This window comes from Faecalibacterium sp. DFI.5.82, assembly GCF_029076575.1.
GTDB lineage: Bacteria > Bacillota > Clostridia > Oscillospirales > Ruminococcaceae > Faecalibacterium > Faecalibacterium duncaniae.
The window spans coordinates 129,328-150,223 of the sequence record NZ_JARFIS010000007.1 but is presented as its reverse complement, the minus strand read 5'-3'; the positions used below and the strand labels follow the sequence as shown (position 1 = coordinate 150,223).

20 protein-coding genes and 2 pseudogenes are annotated in these 20,896 nt (G+C 53.2%); 21 read left to right on the top strand and 1 reads right to left on the bottom strand.

Annotated elements, in window-relative coordinates:
* Positions 1-11: 11 nt before the first annotated feature.
* From P0G09_RS10185 to P0G09_RS10085, 21 genes and pseudogenes are all read left to right on the top strand, one after another.
* Positions 12-506 carry a hypothetical protein gene (locus P0G09_RS10185; protein WP_055186922.1) on the top strand — a complete coding sequence of 165 codons (495 nt, stop codon included), beginning with the start codon at positions 12-14 and terminating at the stop codon, positions 504-506.
* A gap of 118 nt (positions 507-624) precedes the next feature.
* Entirely contained in the window at positions 625-1,110 is a 486-nt protein-coding gene (locus P0G09_RS10180; protein WP_212791843.1) for a hypothetical protein, read from the top strand.
* Between the two features lie 102 nt (positions 1,111-1,212).
* The gene (locus P0G09_RS10175; RefSeq protein ID WP_275252594.1) at positions 1,213-1,947 is read left to right on the top strand and encodes a DUF6796 family protein; all 735 of its coding nucleotides are present in this window, start codon (positions 1,213-1,215) and stop codon (positions 1,945-1,947) included.
* Positions 1,944-2,606 (top strand): L-2-amino-thiazoline-4-carboxylic acid hydrolase, encoded by a 663-nt coding sequence (locus tag P0G09_RS10170; RefSeq protein WP_275252593.1) that lies wholly within the window; start codon positions 1,944-1,946, stop codon positions 2,604-2,606. The genes P0G09_RS10175 and P0G09_RS10170 overlap by 4 nt, the downstream gene beginning before the upstream one ends.
* Positions 2,603-3,199 carry an L-2-amino-thiazoline-4-carboxylic acid hydrolase gene (locus tag P0G09_RS10165; RefSeq protein WP_275252592.1) on the top strand — a complete coding sequence of 199 codons (597 nt, stop codon included), beginning with the start codon at positions 2,603-2,605 and terminating at the stop codon, positions 3,197-3,199. The genes P0G09_RS10170 and P0G09_RS10165 overlap by 4 nt, the downstream gene beginning before the upstream one ends.
* A 20-nt stretch (positions 3,200-3,219) precedes the next feature.
* Positions 3,220-3,966, top strand: coding sequence for an alpha/beta hydrolase (locus P0G09_RS10160; RefSeq protein ID WP_275252591.1), 747 nt, complete (start codon positions 3,220-3,222; stop codon positions 3,964-3,966).
* 321 nt (positions 3,967-4,287) lie between these two features.
* Positions 4,288-5,238, top strand: a complete 951-nt coding sequence (locus P0G09_RS10155; RefSeq protein WP_275252590.1) for an AraC family transcriptional regulator — start codon at positions 4,288-4,290, stop codon at positions 5,236-5,238.
* A 106-nt stretch (positions 5,239-5,344) separates the two neighbouring features.
* Positions 5,345-6,121: a hypothetical protein gene (locus P0G09_RS10150; protein WP_275252589.1), complete on the top strand. Its 777-nt coding sequence runs from the start codon at positions 5,345-5,347 to the stop codon at positions 6,119-6,121.
* A 74-nt stretch (positions 6,122-6,195) separates the two neighbouring features.
* Complete coding sequence (locus P0G09_RS10145) at positions 6,196-7,965, top strand: ABC transporter ATP-binding protein (RefSeq protein WP_275252588.1); 1,770 nt, start codon at positions 6,196-6,198, stop codon at positions 7,963-7,965.
* 3 nt (positions 7,966-7,968) lie between these two features.
* Entirely contained in the window at positions 7,969-9,696 is a 1,728-nt protein-coding gene (locus P0G09_RS10140) for an ABC transporter ATP-binding protein (protein WP_275252587.1), read from the top strand.
* Positions 9,697-9,826: 130 nt separating this feature from the next.
* A pseudogene (locus P0G09_RS10135) lies at positions 9,827-10,561 on the top strand (recombinase family protein); the annotation flags it as partial.
* A 100-nt stretch (positions 10,562-10,661) separates the two neighbouring features.
* Positions 10,662-11,540 (top strand): annotated as a pseudogene (locus P0G09_RS10130) (recombinase zinc beta ribbon domain-containing protein); the annotation flags it as partial.
* A 332-nt stretch (positions 11,541-11,872) separates the two neighbouring features.
* Positions 11,873-12,415: an RNA polymerase sigma factor gene (locus P0G09_RS10125; protein WP_275252586.1), complete on the top strand. Its 543-nt coding sequence runs from the start codon at positions 11,873-11,875 to the stop codon at positions 12,413-12,415.
* Complete coding sequence (locus P0G09_RS10120) at positions 12,412-13,143, top strand: hypothetical protein (protein WP_275252585.1); 732 nt, start codon at positions 12,412-12,414, stop codon at positions 13,141-13,143. Before P0G09_RS10125 ends, P0G09_RS10120 begins: the two co-directional genes overlap by 4 nt.
* Before the next feature lie 12 nt (positions 13,144-13,155).
* The gene (locus P0G09_RS10115; protein ID WP_275252584.1) at positions 13,156-14,037 is read left to right on the top strand and encodes an ABC transporter ATP-binding protein; all 882 of its coding nucleotides are present in this window, start codon (positions 13,156-13,158) and stop codon (positions 14,035-14,037) included.
* Positions 14,034-15,287, top strand: coding sequence for an ABC transporter permease subunit (locus tag P0G09_RS10110; protein ID WP_275252583.1), 1,254 nt, complete (start codon positions 14,034-14,036; stop codon positions 15,285-15,287). The genes P0G09_RS10115 and P0G09_RS10110 overlap by 4 nt, the downstream gene beginning before the upstream one ends.
* Before the next feature lie 169 nt (positions 15,288-15,456).
* On the top strand, positions 15,457-16,794 hold the full coding sequence (locus P0G09_RS10105) for a potassium transporter TrkG (RefSeq protein WP_275252582.1): 1,338 nt from the start codon (positions 15,457-15,459) through the stop codon (positions 16,792-16,794).
* 11 nt (positions 16,795-16,805) lie between these two features.
* Positions 16,806-17,453, top strand: coding sequence for a TrkA family potassium uptake protein (locus P0G09_RS10100; RefSeq protein WP_015565003.1), 648 nt, complete (start codon positions 16,806-16,808; stop codon positions 17,451-17,453).
* Positions 17,454-17,471: 18 nt separating this feature from the next.
* On the top strand, positions 17,472-17,600 hold the full coding sequence (locus P0G09_RS10095; RefSeq protein ID WP_265104283.1) for a hypothetical protein: 129 nt from the start codon (positions 17,472-17,474) through the stop codon (positions 17,598-17,600).
* Between the two features lie 42 nt (positions 17,601-17,642).
* On the top strand, positions 17,643-19,616 hold the full coding sequence (locus P0G09_RS10090) for a DUF4118 domain-containing protein (protein WP_275252581.1): 1,974 nt from the start codon (positions 17,643-17,645) through the stop codon (positions 19,614-19,616).
* Positions 19,609-20,319, top strand: coding sequence for a response regulator transcription factor (locus tag P0G09_RS10085; RefSeq protein ID WP_098923094.1), 711 nt, complete (start codon positions 19,609-19,611; stop codon positions 20,317-20,319). The genes P0G09_RS10090 and P0G09_RS10085 overlap by 8 nt, the downstream gene beginning before the upstream one ends.
* Before the next feature lie 126 nt (positions 20,320-20,445).
* Here P0G09_RS10085 and P0G09_RS10080 read toward each other — a convergent pair whose 3' ends face one another.
* On the bottom strand, positions 20,446-20,778 hold the full coding sequence (locus P0G09_RS10080) for an AraC family transcriptional regulator (RefSeq protein WP_275252580.1): 333 nt from the start codon (positions 20,776-20,778) through the stop codon (positions 20,446-20,448).
* Positions 20,779-20,896: the final 118 nt, after the last annotated feature.

Below are 20,896 nucleotides of genomic sequence, written 5' to 3'. Positions count from 1 at the left end.
GATATAGGCTGATGAAAATCATCGTTGCAATTGCTTTTTATTTTCTGTATTGGGGCGTATGTTTTCTTGGAACAGGCACGGACAAGAAAAATCTCATGGGGCTGCGTTCTTATCCCGAAGAAGTTCAAAACCGTGTGCGAAGCGACCATCAGCTTGGAAAGGCTGTTCCGAAGAGGAAATCCACCGCTGCCGTTTGGCTCAGCAATCTTTTGCTTTTCACAGTCGTGTTTTCCGCTTTAGGACTTGCGCTGAGAGGCGTGCTGAACTTGGACGGTTATCTGTCGGCATTTTGGTACTTTCTTGCGTTCAGCGAGGGGCTTGGGTTGTTCGATCTTTTGGTGATCGATCTTCTCTGGTGGCGCAACACAAAACGTACCCGCTTTTCTTTCCTGCCGGAGAAGAAATACTATCAAAATCCGAAAAAGCATATCGAATCGTTTTGGCGCGGTATCCCGTTGTTTGCCGCAGTCGCTGCACTGTCAGCCTTGATCGTCACGGCGTTTTGAACCATACATCGTAGAGGGATGGCTGTAAGTGTGATTACACCATCTGCGGCGATCAGGATCTATACTTAAAGGAACATCCCGAATACCGGGACGAAAACGGATACAGGAGGAACAAGTAATGCTTTTACAGGTGATTTTGGAAGGTCTTGGGTTGGGGGCTTTGCTATTTCTTGTCTGTGCCGTGGGCATCCGCAAAGGGGCTGTTGGGATGGTGCATCTTTACAGCCCGGCGGTGCAGCGGCGGTGCGTGAAGCTGGGACTTACAACACGCGAAAAAATAAAGCAAAATGCTTTGATTTTCAAAGCGGTATGCGTTCCCGGCTACATCGCCTATGTGCTGGTCTGTGTCTATGGGATAAACGGTGCACGCAGCTTTGCGGCGGGCTTCTGGCAGCTGCTGGTCATCTTGTCCGTTATGAATCTTATGGACCGCTTTTTGATCGATGGCTACTGGGTGGGGCACACGAACGCATGGACGATTCCCGGAACAGAGGACTTAAAGCCTTATATTACCGCCAAGGATAAGGCGAAAAAGTGGCTGTTCGGCACGGTGGGCATGGCAGTCATAGCGATGGTGCTGGCGGCAATGATGACAGTACAGTGATCGGAAAGACCCTTCTGTCAGCAGCTTTTTCCGCTTCTTCGCAAGGGTCGGGGACAACGGGATGAAAATGCAGATCGTGAAAATCGAATTCGGAGGCAAGCAATGAAAATGAGCAAAGAAAAACGAGCACTCATCGCAGGTATGATTGGGTGCCTTTTATATGTGATCGGTGACTTTTTGTTTGCGGCGACCGGGAAAAGCCAAAGCACAGAATCCATTGGGCTGATGGTCAAGGTCGCCTATCTTGATATGGCAACATGGCGCATGGTGGTCAGCATCATTTGCGGTGTTCTCGGAACGGCACTCTATTACATCGGTTTTCACCAGATGTGGAAGCTTTTGAAGCAACGCCTCACCCAACCGAAGCAGCAGAAATGGGTCAAGCTGTTTCAAATCGCCTATCTCACCGGCACGGTCTGCTGGGGCTATGTTCATGCTATGTTCATGAATGTGGCGCTGATCTTCAAGTTTACCTTTGAGAAATACGGCGATATGCAGGCGGCAGCTGAAATTGCCAACAAGGTGTTTTACTGCAACGCCGCGCCGCTGCTGGCAGCATATATCCTGTGTGATGTACTTCTTTCCGTCGTGATGCTCGTTATGATCTGGAAAAGGATGCTCCCGCTGAAAAACACAGCACAGCGGATATTGGCATCCTTCTGCAACCCCATCGTTTTTACGGGGATTGTGGGAAATCTCTTCACGCTTCTGCCGTGGCCGCTGGATCAGATCGATCACGGCACGGAATCCGCCGGACACCTGCTGGTTTTGGTATTGGGGCTGGTTTTGCTTCGGGAGAAGACAAAATGCGGAGAATGTAAGGAGACTGTGCAATGAAATACATGGGTATGCCCTTTGGGATGTGGATGCTGTTTGCCGGTTCCTTTCAAAAGCAGCTGACTTCTGTGCTGGGCTATGATGCAGCCACCGCAAGAGCCATCACGAAAAAGGCAAAGCCGCAATACCGGCAGATCGTTCGCGGGCTGCCGGAGTTTGAAAAAGCGGACCGCTTCAAGATGAACATCGTCAACTGCGCAATGCTCGGCGCGTTCATCCTCTCCATGCCGCAACGTCCGGAGGTGGACAGGATGACGGATTACTATGCAAGATCCATGATGACAAAGCCCATGCAGTGGTTCTGCCGCAAAAGCGGAAAAAGCAAGTTCACCGCAAAGGATATTGCCGCTATGAAAGCCACTGCCGCCCTGAAAGCCGCCGACCGCAACCCCTATTCGTGGAACATGGAGTTTTACGAATACCCTGACGGCAGCGGCTACGAGGGACGCTTCACCAAATGCGGCATCTGTGTGCTGATGAAAAAGCTGGGGCTATATGACCTCACTCCCGCGCTGTGCCGTCTGGACTACACCATGAGCGAGTCGGGCGGCGCGACTGATTTTGTGCGGCAGTACACTCTCGCCTCCGGCGGCCCATACTGCGACTGCGGGTATAAAAAGAAGGGCTTCGTGAAAGCTGGAACGGAGGCAGGACGATGAAGGAAACCTATCTTTCCCGTGATTTCCGGGAGACTGTGGCACTGCGCTTTCCCGCGCAGGCAAAGGAACTGAACACCGCTTTCGATATGCGCCTGAGTGCGCTGCTGGCTGAAAATGCAGATGCAAGCAAGGAAAAGCAATACCACCTCAAGCGGCAGATCTTGCCGGGCATTTCGGCCTACGAGACCTTGCAGCGGGTCATGCCGAAAGGAGAAGCACTGCAAACCGTTCACGGCTATGTGGAGCGCTTGGCGAGAACGAGCCACAAACAGCTTGCCACCCTGCTACACATACCGGGGCTTTACCGCCTTGTTACCGGCATTTTTGTCAAATCCACCCGGAGCATTTTCGGCCCGGCGGCGGGCTTTGCCCCAAAAGAACTGCAGACCGGTAACGGCGTCTGGCGTGTGGATATGATGAAGTGTCCCTATCACGACACCTGCACAGAATACGGCTGCCCGGAGCTGTGCCGCTGCTTTTGCGACAGTGATGACATCAGCTATACCGGGCTGCATCCGAAGCTGATCTGGGAGAGAAGCATGACGCTTGGACGCGGCAATGACCGCTGCGATTTTTGCATGAAGGTCAGATAATAGCGGGGAGGCAGATTGGTATGGAAATCAAACGATTCGGCAATATAGAGGGAAAGACCATGATGCTGCTGCACGGAAATCTTATGTGCTGGCAGCAGTTTGAGGATTTGATCCCGCTGCTGGAAAGGAAATTCTGCGTGTATGCCGTCAGCTTCGATGGCTTTGACGGAACAGGCAAAACAACCTACACGACCGCCCAGAATCAGGCGGACAAGTTGGCCGGTTATATTGAGAAAGAGCTTGACGGACGGCTGGATCTGCTTTTTGCAGAGTCGCTGGGCTGCGGACCGGCTGTTTTTCTGAAGGCTTCCCCAACCGTTCAGATCGATCGGATGATCCTCAGCGGGCCGGAGTATCTGGATTTCGGAGTGCTGAATCGACTGATTTTGAAGGTCATGCCGCAAAAGCAATATCGAACGGCACACGAAAAGTATATGCCTGCATGGGCACTGCGCTTTATGGGGCAGACGGAGCAGGGAATGCAGACTATGCTCCGCCGTATCCCGGATCATATCAGTTTGGAATCCGTCCGGGCCACTTGGGAGGCAGGACTTTATCTCTATCGAACGGACTTTTTGGTACAGCCCGATGCAAAGGTCGCCTGTTGGTATGGAGAAAAAGAAGGGCACATGAAAAAGGCCATCCAGCGGCTGCGGACAGCATATCCGAGCCTGATCGTCCGCTGCTTCCCCGGTTTCGGCCATGGCGAGATCATCAATCATCCGGCACTGCTTGTGTCGGAGATGGAACGCTTTTGGCTATTATGATTACGAACAGGAAGCGAAGAAAATGAAGAAAGAAGAATCAAAGCAGTTCATCCGCTGGTGCATCGCGGCTGCGGTGTATGAGAAAAAGCACTCTGCGTACCTCGCAGGCTGACAGCGATTGAAGATCAGAAACGGTTCGCAGATCTGTTCCGGAAACTGGATGCGGAGATCCGCACGGTTCCGGGCGGTCATGTGGGCTTCATCGTTCAGGCGGAACGGTATCTTGATTTGATGGAAACATTTTTGCAGAGAAATGGAATTTGACAGTTCACGTCTGCGAATCAGTAAGAAAAAGCGAATCTTCAGGAAAAGAGAATGGCTATGCATAAATCACTTTTTGATCTTTCCCCGGAGCAATCTGCTTCCACGGCGATGCCCCGCACCGTCGTGTTCTCCAACGGAACGGGGAGCGGGAGTATGACCATCTGTCCACTGTTTTTGGGTGCAGAGCTGTATTATAACGATATGCACCTTGCATTCTTTGAGGAAGCCACGGCACCAATGCGGAATGTCATTGAGATCAACCACTGCCGCGTGGGGCGTTACGAGTGCAGTTTTGGGGCAAATAGCTGCTGCTATCTGGCAGCAGGGGATTTTGCGGTGTGTGCAGCAGCGCGCAAGAAATCCTCCTCCTGCTTCCCATTGCGGCACTATCACGGCATTACCATTCTGCTGGATCTGGATGCGATCTCGCCGGAAATGCGGAAACAAATGGAATGGTACGGCGTAGACCTTGATGTCATACGGCGGTACATCTGCACGGAAAACCGCTGCTGTATCCTGCGGTCAGAACCGACCATTGCCCATATTTTTTCAGAGCTTTACACAGCGCATTCTGTGCCGGACACCGGCTATCTTCGGCTGAAAGTGCTGGAGTTGCTGCATATTCTGACCCGGCTGAAAAACAGGGAAGATGTGCAGCAGACAGAGTATTTCAATCAGCATCAGGTGGAGTGTGTGAAGCAGGCTGCGGCTCTTCTCACGCAGGAGCTGACAGTTCGCCGTACAATCGAACAGCTTGCACAGGAGGTCGGCCTTTCGCCTACGGCATTAAAAAGCTGTTTCAAAGGCATTTACGGAAGCTCGGTCTATGCGTATCAGAAAGAGTACCGGCTGCAGCTGGCACAGAAGCTACTACTCGAAACCGATTGCACGGTTGCTGAAATCGCCCATCGGGTCGGGTACGAAAATCCGAATAAGTTTTCTTCTGCATTTCGGGAAGCAGCCGGCATGACGCCTACGGAGTATCGGAAGATGCGTCCGATTGGATAGATTCTGTCGATTTGGTTCTTGCGCAGAAAGTCCGGTTCCAGTAAAATCAGTATCGCGATTAGTTGAAACTAACGCCGATATTCTGATTTTGTGGAGGAAATTGATAATGCGTTTGATGAAAAGAATTCTGAGTGCAGCTGCTGTGCTAGCTCTGTCTGCTTCTCTTCTGGTTGGCTGCAGCAGCGGCACGGCGAGCTCTGTTCCCGTTTCTGCAAGTTCTGCCGCAGAAAGCACTGTTTCTTCCGTAGAAGAGACCGCCTCTTCTGCTGTGGATGAAAACGAAGCTGCCGCTGCACAGTTGCTGAACGACCTAACGGGCAGCTATCAGGAACTGTGGCCGGTGATTCTGGCGGACGAATATAAGCAGACATGGCTGGATGATTGTACCGCCCTTGTGGGAGAGGAAAATGCGGAAGCTGCCTTTGAAAAGCTCTCTTCAATGGTTACGAGCGATGTCTACGGCGAGGATGCCGTCGAGGCCTATGCCAACGGTGGCGGAGCCTATTTCTGCGGCTTTACCAATAGCCTTGCGACCTTGAACTTCGATGGTGAAACTTCTACCATTTCCGGCACAGATAAGGACGGCAATGTGCTGTTCTCCCATACCTATCACTACATTGGCATGGAGCCTGTGCATGGACTGTATGAGTTTGAAAGTGATGATGCCGATTCCGGCGAGTTCACCTACTTTTTCCTCGCGCCAGACACCAGTGCGGAAACCTACCACATTGAGTTTCGCTATGGTTCGGATGCAGAAGCTCTGAGCCAGTACGATGCAGGCGAATATGCTTACTGGGTGGCATCTGGCATTTCTACGGATTGCGACCAGACTATAATCGACAACTGCATTGAGCTGTTCTGTACTGAAAATCTAGCAGGTTAATACGCAGAATGTGCTGTGGAGCAAAAACGCCACGGCACATTTTTGCATAAAAATTATTTGAAGGAGGTCTTTCCGTGAAAAAACAGTCCGATCTTTCCCGGCTGATGGGCTACGCCGGGAACTACCGATATTTCACCTACGCTTCGTGGGTGCTGTCTGCGGTCAGTGCGCTGGTGGCGCTGGTGCCTTTTGTGTACATCTGGAAAATCCTGCGGGATGTGCTGAACGCCGCGCCAAACTATGCGCAGGCGGTGAACATCCCCCATTACGGCTGGATGGCAGTGTTGTTTGCGGTGCTGTCCTACCTCATTTACATTGCAGCGCTGATGTGCTCCCACCTGTCGGCGTTTCGGGTGGCGACCAATCTGCGGCTGGCGGTGTCGGAGCATCTGGCGGTGCTGCCGCTGGGCTTTGCCGAGACTTTCGGCAGCGGCAAGCTGCGCAAGATCATCCACGAGAGCACCGGAGCCGCCGAGACCTATCTGGCCCACCAGTTGCCAGACCAGTACAACGCCATCGCCACCCCGGTGGGGCTGCTGGTTTTGCTGCTGGCGTTCGACTGGCGGCTGGGGCTGCTGAGCCTTGCGCCGGTGGTGCTGGCTTTCCTCATCATGGCGACCATGACCGGCAAGCGGATGGCTGAAAAAATGCGGCAGTACGGCAACGCCTTGGAGGCGATGTCCAATGAGGCCGTGGAGTATGTCCGGGGTATCCCGGTGGTCAAGACCTTCGGGCGGTCGGTGTTTTCCTTCAAAAAGTTCAAGGCCACCATTGATGAGTACGAAAAGTGGGTCGTTTCCTACACCAAGGACCTGCGCCTGCCCATGATGTTCTACACCGCCGCCGTCAACGGGGTGTTCGCCTTTTTGATCGCGGGCGGGCTGCTGTTCACGACCCACGGCGTCACCCCGGAGTTTCTGCTGAACCTGCTGTTCTATATCATCATCACGCCGGTGATCTCCCTGACCCTGACCCGTATAATGTACATGAGTGAGAACAAGATGGTGGTGGCGGATGCGCTGGCACGCATCGACTCGGTGCTGGAGACGGAGCCCATGCAGGTGCAGGCTGTTCCGCAGTACCCGAAGGATTCCTCTGTCACGTTGCGGGATGTGCATTTCAGCTACGACGGAAAAACGGATGTTATCAAGGGCGTTTCGCTGAAAATTCAGCCGGGTCAGACGGTGGCTTTCGTTGGCCCCTCCGGCGGCGGCAAATCCACACTGGCAAACCTGATTTGCCGGTTCTTTGATGTGCAAAGTGGCAGCGTCCGGGTGGGCAGAGCGGATGTGCGAGACATCCCCAAGGAAGAGTTGATGGACACCATTTCCTTTGTGTTCCAGAACAGCCGTCTGCTCAAGGGCAGCATTCTGGATAACGTCCGTCTGGGCAGACCGCAGGCCACCGAGGCTGAGGTACTGGCAGCGTTGAAGGCGGCGCAGTGCATGGATATTGTGGAGAAATTTCCGGCGGGCATCCATACGGTCATCGGCACCAAGGGCGTGTATCTTTCCGGCGGCGAGCAGCAGCGCGTTGCCATTGCCCGTGCCATGCTGAAAAATGCGCCCATCCTGATCCTGGACGAGGCCACCGCCTTTGCCGACCCGGACAATGAAGCAAAAGTACAGGCGGCTTTTGCCCAGCTTGCCAAGGGCAAAACGGTGCTGATGATCGCACACCGCCTGTCCACCGTCGCCAACGCCGACTGCATCTATGTGGTGCAGGATGGGCAGATTGTGGAATCCGGCACAAAGGACGAACTGTGTGCGCAGAACGGCCTGTTTGCCCGGATGTGGCAGGAGTATCAGGCGTCGGTGCAGTGGAAGGTCGCAAAGGAGGGGTAAGGAATGATCGAAAAAATTCAACACGCCACAGCCAGCTCCCCGGAGGGCGCAAAGGGGCTTGTAAAGGGCGTTCTGGCCTGTGCGTTCCAGAACATGGCGTTCATGCTGCCCACCGGGCTGTTGTATCTTTTGGTAAAAGACCTGCTGGCAGGCTCCAAGAGCGGGAGAAGCACCTTTTATCTGCTGGGATGCGTTGCCTGCTTTGTGCTGATTTTGCTGACCACATGGTTCCAGTACAACGGCACCTATTTTACCACTTATAAAGAGAGCGGCACCCGCCGCCTGACCCTTGCGGAGCGGCTGCGGAAGCTGCCTCTGTCCTTTTTCGGCAAGCGAGACCTTGCCGACCTGACCAGCACCATCATGGCAGACTGCGAGGTACTGGAAAAGGACTGCTCCCACTTCATCCCAGGTCTGTTCGGCTCCCTCATCTCCACGGTACTCATTGCCCTGAGCCTATTTGCCTTTGAGTGGCGGATGGCACTGGCGGCTCTGTGGGTCATTCCAGTATCGGTTGCCATCGTGGTGGGCAGCTACCGGGTGCAGGACAAGGTGCAGGCCAGGACCATGGCTGCGAAAATGGCCTGTGCGGACGGCATTCAGGAGTACATCGAGACCCTCCGGGACCTGAAAGCCAGCAATGCGGAGCAGCGGTATCTGTCCGGCCTTTCCGACAAAATTCGGGCAGTGGAAAAGCAGTCTATTGTGGCAGAGCTGGAAACAGCGCTGTTTGTGTCCTCCGCCGGCATGGTGCTCAAGCTGGGCATTGCGTCGGTGGCGCTCACCGGTTCGGTGCTGCTGGTGCAGGGCAGCATCAATGTACTGACCCTGTTTCTTTTCCTGATGGCAGCTTCCCGGATGTACGATCCTATGCAGGGCGCTTTGCAGAATCTGGCAGCCGTCATTGCCATGCGCACCAACGTGGGCCGGATGAATGAGATTCTGGACGCTCCCCTGCAGACCGGCAGCGAGCAGCTGACCAATCAGGGCTGCGATATCGTGTTCGACCATGTGGGCTTTGCCTATAACTCTGGCGAGACGGTTCTGCGGGATGTTTCCTTTACCGCAAAGCAGGGCGAGGTCACGGCACTGGTGGGCCCCTCCGGCGGCGGCAAGACCACTGTTTCCCGGCTGGCGGCACGGTTCTGGGATTACCAGAAGGGCAGCATCACCGTGGGCGGCATGGAGGTTTCCCAAATCGACCCGGAAAAGCTCATGAGCCTTTATTCCATCGTCTTTCAGGATGTGACCCTGTTTGACAACACGATCCTGGAAAACATTCGTCTGGGGCGCAAAGGTGCCACCGACGAGGAAGTCCTTGCGGCGGCAAAGCTGGCAAACTGTGAGGAATTTGCCGAGAAGCTGCCGGATAAGTGGAACACCAACATCGGCGAGAATGGCTGCGCTCTTTCCGGCGGTGAGCGTCAGCGCATTTCCATCGCCCGCGCCTTCCTGAAGGATGCGCCCATCATCCTGCTGGACGAGGCCACCGCCAGTCTGGATGTGGAAAACGAAACTGCCATTCAGGAGGCTCTATCCCGGCTTATTAAAAACAAAACCGTCCTCATCATCGCCCACCGGATGCGTACCGTGGCAGGTGCAGACAAGGTTGTTGTGCTGAAGGATGGCATCGTGGCCGAGCAGGGCAGCCCGGCAGAGCTGTACGCCCGGAAGGGACTGTACACCCACATGGTGGATCTGCAGTCGGCAAGCCAGAACTGGACGATCTGAGAATGATGGCGGCTTTTATTTGGGAAAAAGTCTTGCATTCAGTTAAAAACTGTGGTATATACATTATACGAAACACTGCTTTGAAAGAACGCTCCACCGTTCAATGATGTATAAATGGGAGGTGCCTGCCATGACCGCCGTGATCTACGCCCGTTATTCCACTGACAGCCAGCGAGAAGAATCCATTGAAGGCCAGATTCGTGAATGCACGGCCTATGCGGAAAAGACTGGCATCACCATCGTCAAGCACTACATTGACCGTGCCATCTCTGCTAAGACAGACAACCGCCCGGAGTTTCAGCAGATGATAAAAGACAGCGACAAGAAGCTGTTTGACATTGTGCTGGTCTGGAAGCTGGACCGCTTTGCCCGAAACCGCTACGACAGTGCCCGGTACAAGACCCAGTTGAAGAAGAACGGTGTCAAGCTCATGTCGGCTACCGAGGTCATCTCGGATGGCCCGGAAGGCATCATTCTGGAATCGGTGCTTGAAGGCTATGCGGAATATTATTCCGCTGACCTGTCCGAAAAGGTCATTCGCGGCATGACGGAAAACGCTCTCAAGGGTATTTATAATGGCGGCACGATTCTGTTCGGATACATGATCGATGAGACCCGGCATTACCAGCCAGACCCGCTGCTGGCTCCGTATGTGGAGCAGACGTTCCAGAAGTATGTGGACGGTGCGACCATGACTGACCTGCGGGATTGGTTGAAGGCGCACAACATCAAAAATTCGATGGGCGGGGAGATGTCCTATAACACCATTCAGCGGATGCTGAGTAATCGACGGTACATCGACGAATTGCGTTTGCGGGATGTGGTACAGCCCAATGCGATTCCGGCATTGGTATCAGGTGAACTTGTCGGGGCAAGGCCCCTCCATCTTGCTACGCAAGACCGTTCTGTCGCTTAAAAGCCCCACTGGGGCTTTCATTGCTCCGCTTCGCTGCGCAAACGCGAACCTGTTCAACAAGGTGCAGGAAAAGCTGGTGAAAAATAAAAAGGCCCCTGCCCGTCATAAGGCAGAAGATACCTATCTGCTGACCACCAAGCTGTACTGCGGCAAGTGCGGAGCGCTGATGTTCGGGGAAAGCGGTGTCAGCCACACCGGGAAAATGTATACCTATTACAAGTGTGCCGCCGCCAAGAAGAAAAAGACCTGCGATAAAAAGGCCGTGCGGAAACAGTGGCTGGAAGATCTGGTGGTCAACGAGACCATGAAGCTGGTGGAAGATGACGCTTCCATGAATGCCATCATTGCCAAAGTCATGGAATTGCAAAATCAGGAAAGCACAGACCTGCCCATCTACGAAAAGCAGTTGAAGGAAACGGAAGTCGGCATCACCAATATGCTGAACGCTATCCAGATGGGCATTCTGACTAGCTCAACCAAGGAGCGGCTGGAAGCTCTGGAAGAGCAGAGGAAGGAACTGCAAGCCCGCATTGCAGAGGAACGGCTGGCCAAGCCGAAGATGAAAGAAGAGTTCGTCCGGTTTTGGCTGCTTCGCTTCCGCAAGCTGGATATGACCCAGCCGGAGCAGCGGCAGGCACTGGTGGATACCTTCATCAATGCCATCTATCTCTACGATGATAAGGTTCTCATTACCTTTAATTATAAGGAAGGTACGGAAACGATCACTTTCGGGGAAGCCGTGAAAGCGGAGAAAAGTTCGGATATGAGTGCGCGAGGTGCACCTAATTTTAAACGTCAAATCGTAAGATTTGGCGTTCTTTCTTTATGTAGGAAAGCGGCTGCACACTTTCTGCACACCGTTTGCACATTTGCCCGAATCAGGGGCTTTTCTGCGCATGGTTTGCACAGCCTGCTTTCCTTTGCATAAAAATGGAACTTGTCGGGGCGAGGCCCCTCCATCTTGCTGCGCAAGACCGTTCTGTCGCTTAAAAGCCCCACTGGGGCTTTCATTGCTGCGCTACGCTTCGCAAACGCGAACTTTTGAGAACACGCTACTTTCGGCAGTGTGCAAGAAAAAACAATGAAAACTTTGGCAAAAAGAGAGAGGGCCGGACGGTGCCAGCTCTCTTGACAAGGAAAAACACAAGGCTCTTTATTATAATAAAGCTATAAGAACATAATAAAGGCAATTATTTGAAATTTTTGAAAAAACAGAAATCATTTTGATGATATGGGACGTTTTAATAGACAGGAAGGGGGGTGAACCGTATCCAGACAGAATTATTGCTGCGGAAAGTGCAGAGCGGAGATACGGGTGCGCTGGACACTCTGATTACAGCGTACTATCCACAAATTCTGAACTATTGCCGTTGGCATACAGCGGACGAGCAGCAGGCGCAGGATGCAGCACAGGAAACCTTTTTGAAAGCGGTGCGCTGGCTGGATTCCTGTGGTGGATTTCAGGGGGCTTTCCGTCCCTTTCTGTACAAAATCGCAAAAAACATTTGCATCGATCTGAACCGTACGATGGAGCGGTCGGAGATATCGCTGGAAAGCTTGCCGGGCGAACCCGCCTATCAGGAAAGCGGCTTTGCTGCGGCAGAGGAGAAAGCAAACCTGCGAGCGCTGACGGTCCAGCTGGAACCGGAACAGCGGGAACTGGTATTGCTGCGGTTCGCACAACAGCTTAAATTGCGGGAGATCGCGCAGATCACAGGTCTGCCCCTGCGCACAGTGCAGTCCCGCCTGCGTGCTGCATTGAAAACCTTGAAAATGCAATTGGAAAAGGAGGACTGGAGATGAATCGAGCCTTTGAAAAAGAACTGTCCAGAGCACTGGCGACAGAGCTTGACACAGCCGCACCGAAAACGCTACTGCGCCGCTGCCGGGCGGAACATGTCGTAAAACAACGGAGTGATTGGCGTGATTTGCTGCACTGCCAGTTCAAATTGCTGGGCTGGAAGGTCTGGGCGCTGGAAGTAATGGCGGCACTGGCGTTGTACAGTGTGGGGCGGGAACTTGCCCTGTGGGAGAAGGCATGGACATTACGCAATGCACTGTTTGGTCTGAGCACACTTGCCATGCTGACAGCCCTGCTCGGTCTGCCGTTTTTATACCGGGCAAGTCAATATAAGATGCTTGAACTGGAACATGCCACATATGCAGGAGTCGGTCGTCCGCTGGTGATGCGGTTTTTGCTGCTGCTGGCGGGGGAAACAATCCTGCTGGGAGTGCTGGTATTCAATGTGCGGGCAGCCGTGCCATGGAGCATCGGGCAACTGCTGGCGGTGTTGACCGTGCCATTCCTGACCGCAAACAATGAGCTGCTTCTGCTGCTGCGCTGGGTGCGCCCGGAATGGATGATGACCGGGGCTGTACCGCTGTTTGCAGGGCAGCTGTGTTTGCTGCGGTTCGTGCAATTATCGGAACTGCCGAAAGGTCTGCCACTGGCGGCGGGCGTGCTGGTGCTCTGTATGGTGTTGCAGTGCATCCGGCTTGCCGCCCGGTCAGAATATATTGCAGAAGGCTGAAAGGAGCAAGTCATGGAACTGAAAATTCAGAATATTACAAAGCGATACCGGGATAAAACGGCGGTGGATGATGTGTCCATCACTCTCACGCCGGGTGTGTGGGGACTGCTGGGGGCGAATGGCGCAGGCAAAACAACCTTAATGCGGATGCTGGCGGGCATTCTGCGGCCTAGCAGTGGCCGGATTTTGTGCGATGGGGTGGAGATTGGGACGCTTGGTGCGGCCTACCGGGAAAAGCTGGGATATCTGCCGCAGGAATTCGGGTTTTACCCGGAATTCACGGTGCAGGACTATCTGGAATATATGGCGGCACTCAAGGGTCTGCCGCGCACAGAGGCTGCCCGGCAGATCGACGCACTGCTGGAGCGGGTAAGCCTCACTGAGGTGCGCCGCAAAAAGATCATAAAGCTTTCCGGCGGTATGAAGCGCCGGGTTGGTATCGCACAGGCACTGCTCAACGACCCGGAAATTTTAATTCTAGATGAGCCCACGGCAGGGCTGGACCCCGGAGAACGGGTGCGCTTCCGCAATCTGCTGTCGGAGTTTGCGCAGGAACGGATCGTTCTTATTTCAACGCATATCGTTTCGGATGTGGAATACATTGCAGCTGAAAATGCCGTGATGAAAGCTGGCAAAATCATTGCACAGGACACCACCGAAGGGCTGGTAAAGAAGATCGAAGCCAAAGTCTGGCAGGGAAATATCCCGATGGAACAGCTTGCCCGGTGGGAACACCGGCTGCGGGTGGTGAACCTGCGCAACGAGCCGGACGGAACGGTAACATTGCGGTATCTGGCGGATGCACCGCAGCTGCTGGACAGCGTCCCGGCACAGCCCCGGCTGGAAGATCTGTATCTGTGGCTGTTCCCGGAGGAAATGGAGGAAGCAAAATGAACCTGTATCGTTTGGAATTGAAACGTGTGTGCAAAACTCGTATGACAGCTATTCTGCTGGCCATTGCACTGGTGCTGGCCGTGGTCATGGCATATCTGCCGGTGACCTTTATCGGCTGGACGGAACTGGATGCCAGCGGAAACGAAGTGCGTTACACGGGTCTGAAAGCAATCCGGAAACGGCAGGAGCAGCAGGTATCCGGTACCATCACGCCGGATGTCATGCAGGAAGCACTGGAAGCCTATCAGCGGGTGTACCGGCAGTATGATGCAAGCTCCATCAACGATATCCCGGTCGAGGTATTTTATAAAGAACTTGCCCGGTATCAGCCTCTTGTGAACAACGCAAAGGAAGCCTTTGCCGACCCGAAAACCGGCATGGCACCGGGCGTGATGGGGCTGACCGCAGAGGATATGCAGAACTTTTACAGCCAGCTCCCCAAACGGCTGGAATCAGTGATCTGGCTGGAACAAAGCGGAAAGCCCGGCTATGAGCAGGCGCAGGCCATTGCACAGAAAAAGTTCGATGCTGTACAAAAAACGTTCACCTATTCATTTGGGGTCAGTTCAGACGCAATGGATTACCAGACCCTGTTGAGTTTGCTGCTCACCCTGCTGTGCGCGGTGATTGCGGCCCCGGTGTTTGCATCGGATGCACAGACCGGGGCGCAGGACATCCAACTGTGCACAAAAAACGGCGGTCTGCGGCTAGCAGCGGCAAAGCTAGCGGCGGCGTTTAGTATCACAGGGGCGGCGTATCTGCTCTGCGGCGTGGTGTGGATCCTGGTCACGAATGCTCTATTTGGCTGGGAAAGTACCCAAACTTCCGTGCAATGGCTGTTTTCTGTGACCAGCCTGCTGCCGTATACCGTTGGCCAGATGGAGTGGGTCATGCTGGTGGCAAACTTCCTGATCTTCTTTGCGGAGGTGGCCTTTGTGCTGATGGCATCCGTATGGGCCAAGAACAACCTGACCGCTTTGTCTGTGGCGCTGATCAGTGTGGTGGCACCGCTGATTGTTTATATGGTCGTGCCGGGCTCCTTTGGAGAATGGCTGTCCACCCTGATTCCGGCAGGGGGCATTGGGCTTTCCAATGCATTGCTGTATAAAATGATCGGCTTTGATTTTCTCTATGCAGGCGGGCATGCTTTCTTTCAGGCAGATGTACTGCTGGCATCGGCACCGATCAAGATCGTTCTGCTCGTTGGATTGGCAGCATGGGGGTATCTGCGAAAGACCAAGGTGGCTTAAAATGAATGCTGGACATTACCGCTTTTTTGAGCTGGTGATGTCCAGCATTTGTTATTTGGTGTTGATCGATCAATTTTAATGGAATCTTTATACTTCTACAATTTTCTTTACGGCTCCTTTATCTGTTCCATGCTAATCTTTATGCACACGGACAGGTAAAGGAGCTTTTATGATTCAATATCCTCGTTACAGGCAGCACCGTTTTTCTTCTTTTCAGGTCATTATTGCAGGTTTTGCGGCAGTTGATCTGGTGGGCGCGTTGCTTCTGATGCTTCCGATTGCTGCACAGCAACGGTGCGTCACACCGTTCCATGAGGCGCTGTTTACTTCCACCTCCGCCCTTTGTGTGACCGGGCTTGTGGTTCAGGATACCGGCAGCTACTGGTCGACATTCGGGCAGAGTGTGATCCTTCTTCTGATCCAGATCGGAGGATTGGGTGTCATTACAGTGGGTGCTGCCTTTGCGCTGCTTTCCGGGCGAAAGATCTCCCTCAAGCAGCGCAGCACGATGCAGGAAGCCACGGCTGCCCCGCAGATGGGCGGCATCGTGCGGCTGACAGGCTTTATTCTGCGGATCACCGCCCTGTTTGAATTGGGCGGTGCTGCACTGCTGCTGCCGACGTTCTGCGCCGATTATGGTTTGCGCGGGATCTGGTACGCGCTGTTTCATTCCATTTCGGCATTCTGTAATGCCGGCTTTGACCTGCTGGGAACAGAGGAAGCAAAATTTGTTTCGCTGACACAGTATGCAGGAAACCCATTGCTTACCACAGTGATCGCTGCACTGATCGTCTTTGGCGGCCTTGGTTTTCTGACATGGGAGGACATTTGTACATACCGCCTTGATCTTCACCGTTACCGGATGCAGAGCAAGGTGATCCTTGTCACAACGGCATTTCTTCTGGTACTGCCGACGCTGTACTTTTATTGCTTCGAGTTCACGGCAGGCTCTGCCCGGCAGCGTATTTTATTGTCGATGTTCCAATCCGTCACACCCCGTACTGCTGGTTTTAACACCGCTGATCTTGCTGCGATGGGCAGCACTTCACAGGCATTGATGGTGGTTCTGATGCTGTTGGGCGGTTCGCCCGGCTCTACGGCAGGCGGCATGAAAACCACAACATTTGCTGTTCTGCTGGCCAATATGTGGGCGACCTTCCGCCGCAGAGAAGATGCCGAATTTTTCGGTCGGCGCATAGATGGTTCCGCGGTCAAGAATGCTGCCACGATCGCAGGGATGTATTTGACGCTGTTCTTTCTCGGAGCCTTTGTCATTGCTGCGGCAGAGCAGCTGCCGATGTCGGTCTGTCTGTATGAGACCGCATCGGCTGTGGCAACGGTGGGTCTGACATTGGGCATCACGCCGCAGTTGGGCATCCTTTCGCAGGGGGTGCTGATCGCACTGATGTTTTTGGGACGTGTTGGCGGATTGACGTTGATCTATGCGGCATTTGGCAGCAGCCCTGCCCACTCTCGTCTGCCACAGGAGAAGATTGCAATCGGATAAAGGAGACAGGTATGAAATCGATTCTTTTGATTGGGCTTGGCCGTTTTGGCCGCCATATTGCGCAGGAACTGAATGAGCTGGGTCATCAGGTCATGGCAATCGACAGCAATGAAGACCGTGTGAATGCCGTGCTTTCCTATGTGACGAATGCACAGATCGGTGACAGCACCAGCGAATACTTTCTGCGCTCCCTTGGTGTCGGCAATTTTGATGTGTGTATCGTAACCATCGGCGGCAATTTTCAAAGCTCACTGGAAACAACATCGCTGCTCAAGGAGTTGGGCGCAAAGCTAGTAGTCTCGCGTGCAGAGCGGGATGTACAAGCCAAGTTCCTGCTGCGCAACGGTGCGGATGAAGTGGTCTATCCGGAAAAGCAGCTGGCAAAGTGGGCAGCGATCCGATACAGCTCCGAACACATTCTCGATTATATCGAACTGCAGGACGACCACGCCATCATGGAAGTGACCATTCCGCCGGAATGGATGGATCGTACAATCGGTGAAATCAATATCCGAAAAAAGTATAACATCAATATTCTTGCGCTGAAAAAAGACGGAAAGCTCGATATGAACATCACGCCGGATACGCAGCTGTGTCGGGATGAAAGTATGCTGGTTTTGGGAAAATACGCATCGATCCAGAAGTGTTTCCGGCTCTAAAAAGATAGGACGGATCGTATGGATGTCGCTTTGTTATTGATGGTTCTTGGAGTCATGTTGAGTGGTTTTTGGGCAGCAGATGCGCTGGATCACATGCGGAAGGAGATCATTCGACAAGAAGGAAAAAGACGTGGCTGGTGGTCGTGACCATCAAATTGTGCTATACTGTGGGCAAGGCAGGTGATCTTTATGAATCAGAACGACCCACCCACTGAACATATTCTGGCGTGTCTGTCGTCCTCTCCCTCCAATGCAAAGATCGTGCGGACGGCAGCAACGATGGCAAAGGCGTTCGGCGGGACCTTTACAGCTCTGTATGTCCGGACTCCGGATTCGGATCAGATGGGAAAAGAAGATCGTCGGCGCTTGCAGCAGCATATTCGTATGGCAGAGCAGGCAGGTGCCGACATTTCTACGATCTACGGGGATGACATTCCGCAGCAGATCGCAGAGTTTGCCCGCATCTCCGGCATTACAAAAATCGTGCTGGGGCGCTCCAGCGTACATCGCCGCCATTTCTGGAGTGGACCGTCACTGACTGAAAAATTGACGATGACTGCGCCTAATCTGGATATTTACATCATCCCGGATGCTTCTGCAGAGAACGGCTACGGCTCAGGACGGAAGCTGTTCATCCGTCCGTTTCTGCCTTCTGTCCGTGATCTGCTGATCACCGCAGGCATTTTGAGCTGCATCACGCTCATCGGCTTTCTTTTTTTACAATTGGACTTTGCGCGCTATAACATTATTACGTTCTATATGCTGGGGGTGCTATTCACCGCATTGTCTACCAGCGGTTACACCTGCGGTGTGCTGGGCTCCATTGCCAGTGTTGCGCTATACAATTTTTTCTTGACGGAACCGCGCCTGACATTCCATGCGTATGATCCCGGTTATCAGGTTACATTTGTCCTGATGCTGACCTCTGCAATCATTACCTGCACCCTGACAACGCGGTTGAAAGACCATGCAAAAATGTCTGCGCAGGCAGCGTTCCGTACAAAAATACTGTTTGATACAAATCAGCTTTTACAGAGAGCAAAAAGCGAGGAAGAAATCCTCTCTCAGACAGCGTCCCAGTTGATGAAGCTGCTGAACCGGAGCCTGATCGTCTACCCGGAACAAAACGGAGATCTTGGGTCAGAACAGGTTTTTGAGATTGATGGGAAAGTGCCGTGTAACATCTTTTCTGTACCGGAAGAACGTGATGCAGCAAACTGGACATTTGCCAACAAAAAGCGTTCCGGTGCAGGCACGGATAGCTACCCGGACGCAAAGGGGCTTTATCTTGCACTTCGGACCGGGGGCGGCGTGTTTGGAGTGATCGGGATCGATCTGTCCGAAAAACCGCTGGATGCCTTTGAAAACAGTGTGCTGCTTTCCATTCTGGGCGAAGGTGCGCTGGCCATCGAAAACCGCAGAAATGCGCTGGAAAAAGAGCAAGCTGCATTGCAGGCAAGGAATGAAGAGCTGCGGGCAAACCTGCTGCGCACGATCTCCCATGACCTGCGCACTCCGCTGACCTCCATTTCCGGCAATGCCAGCAATCTGCTTTCCAACGGAGAAACGCTGGATACAGAGACCCGGAACAAGATCTGCACCGATATTTTTGACGATGCACAATGGCTGATCGGTCTGGTGGAAAATCTGCTTTCCATCACCCGCATTGAGGATGGTCGGATGAATCTGCAGATCTCACCGCAGCTGATGGATGAGATGATCGAAGAAGCACTGCATCATGTCAACCGGAAAAGCTGTGAACACACCATCACAACACAGTATGGGGACGAGATCCTCCTGGTCAATGTGGATGCACGGCTGATCATGCAGGTCGTTGTCAATCTGGTGGATAACGCCATCAAATACACCCCCGTGGGCTCGGTCATTCAGATTTCGGCTTATCGGAAAGACCATCAGGTCGTAGTGGACGTTGCAGATAACGGTCCCGGCATTCCGGATCGCGCAAAAGCACAGGTGTTCGAGATGTTTTATACCGGGCAGAGCCGCATCGCAGACAGCCACCGCAGCCTTGGACTGGGCTTGCCCCTCTGCCGTGCAATCCTGACGGCTCACGGCGGAACATTGACCCTGCGTGACAACATTCCCAATGGCAGTGTCTTTTCCTTTGCATTGCCGCAAAGCGAGGTGAATATCCATGAATAAGCCGACCATTCTGGTCGTAGAGGATGATGTTCCTGTACGGTGTCTGATCACAACAACCCTGAAGACCCACGGCTATAAATATCTTACTGCTTCCAATGGGGAAACGGCGATCATGATGACTACCAGCCACAACCCGGACATCATGCTGCTGGATCTTGGGCTGCCCGATATAGACGGCATCGAGGTCATCCGCAGCGTCCGCACATGGTCGAACCTGCCCATCATCGTCCTGAGTGCCCGGAGCGAGGATTCTGATAAGATTGAGGCACTGGACAACGGCGCAGACGATTATCTGACAAAGCCGTTTTCCGTGGATGAGCTGCTGGCAAGACTGCGTGTAACGCAGCGCCGATTGAATCTGCTGGCTTCTGACGGCATCAATAGTCCGGTTTTTGTCAATGGCCCTTTGAAGATCGATTTCTCGGCCGGCTGCGTCTGGTTGAGCGAGAATGAATTGCATTTGACCCCCATCGAGTACAAACTGCTGTGTGTGCTGGCGCATAATGTGGGCAAAGTGCTGACGCATACCTCCCTCACGCAAAAAGTATGGGGCAGTACGCAGGAAAACGACATTGCATCCTTGCGAGTTTACATGGCATCCCTGCGCAAAAAATTGGAACGATGCCCGGATGCGCCGCATCTGATCCAGACCCATGTTGGTGTCGGATACCGGATGCTTCGCGTGGAAAATGATGAATCATAGTAAAAAAACAGGGTGCGCCCCTGAATGAACAACACCCCATTTGTCCGACAGTATTCGGTCTGACAAATGGGGCGTTATTATATGTCGGAAAAACGAAAGATGTACAGCGGAGAAGGAGACCAATTTTTATAGTGCAAGATGCTTTGCACGATAGTCCCGTGGGCTGATGCCATATACATTTTTGAACGCACGGGAAAAGTGAAGCTGATTGGGATAGCTGACCATGGCGCTGATGGTGCTGATGGGAAGGCGGCTTTCGGTCAGCAGCTGTGCCGCCCGTGCCATGCGGTAGTGCAGCAGGAACCCCTGCGGGCTTTCGCCCATGGTATCCCGGAACACCTTGCTGAAATAGCTGCGGTTCAGTCCGCAGAAGGAGGAGATATCCTCGATGGAAATATCTTCGCTGTAATGCTGCTCGATGAAAGACAGATTGAGATATAACAAGTCGCATTTTTGCATTTACGAAACTGCTGGCAGATGGTATAATAATGACACAACAAGAGAAAAGAAACTGTGCAATGTGATGATGCACAAAATTTTCTCGCTGCTTTTGTAAGAGCTGACAAAAGTAAGAAAA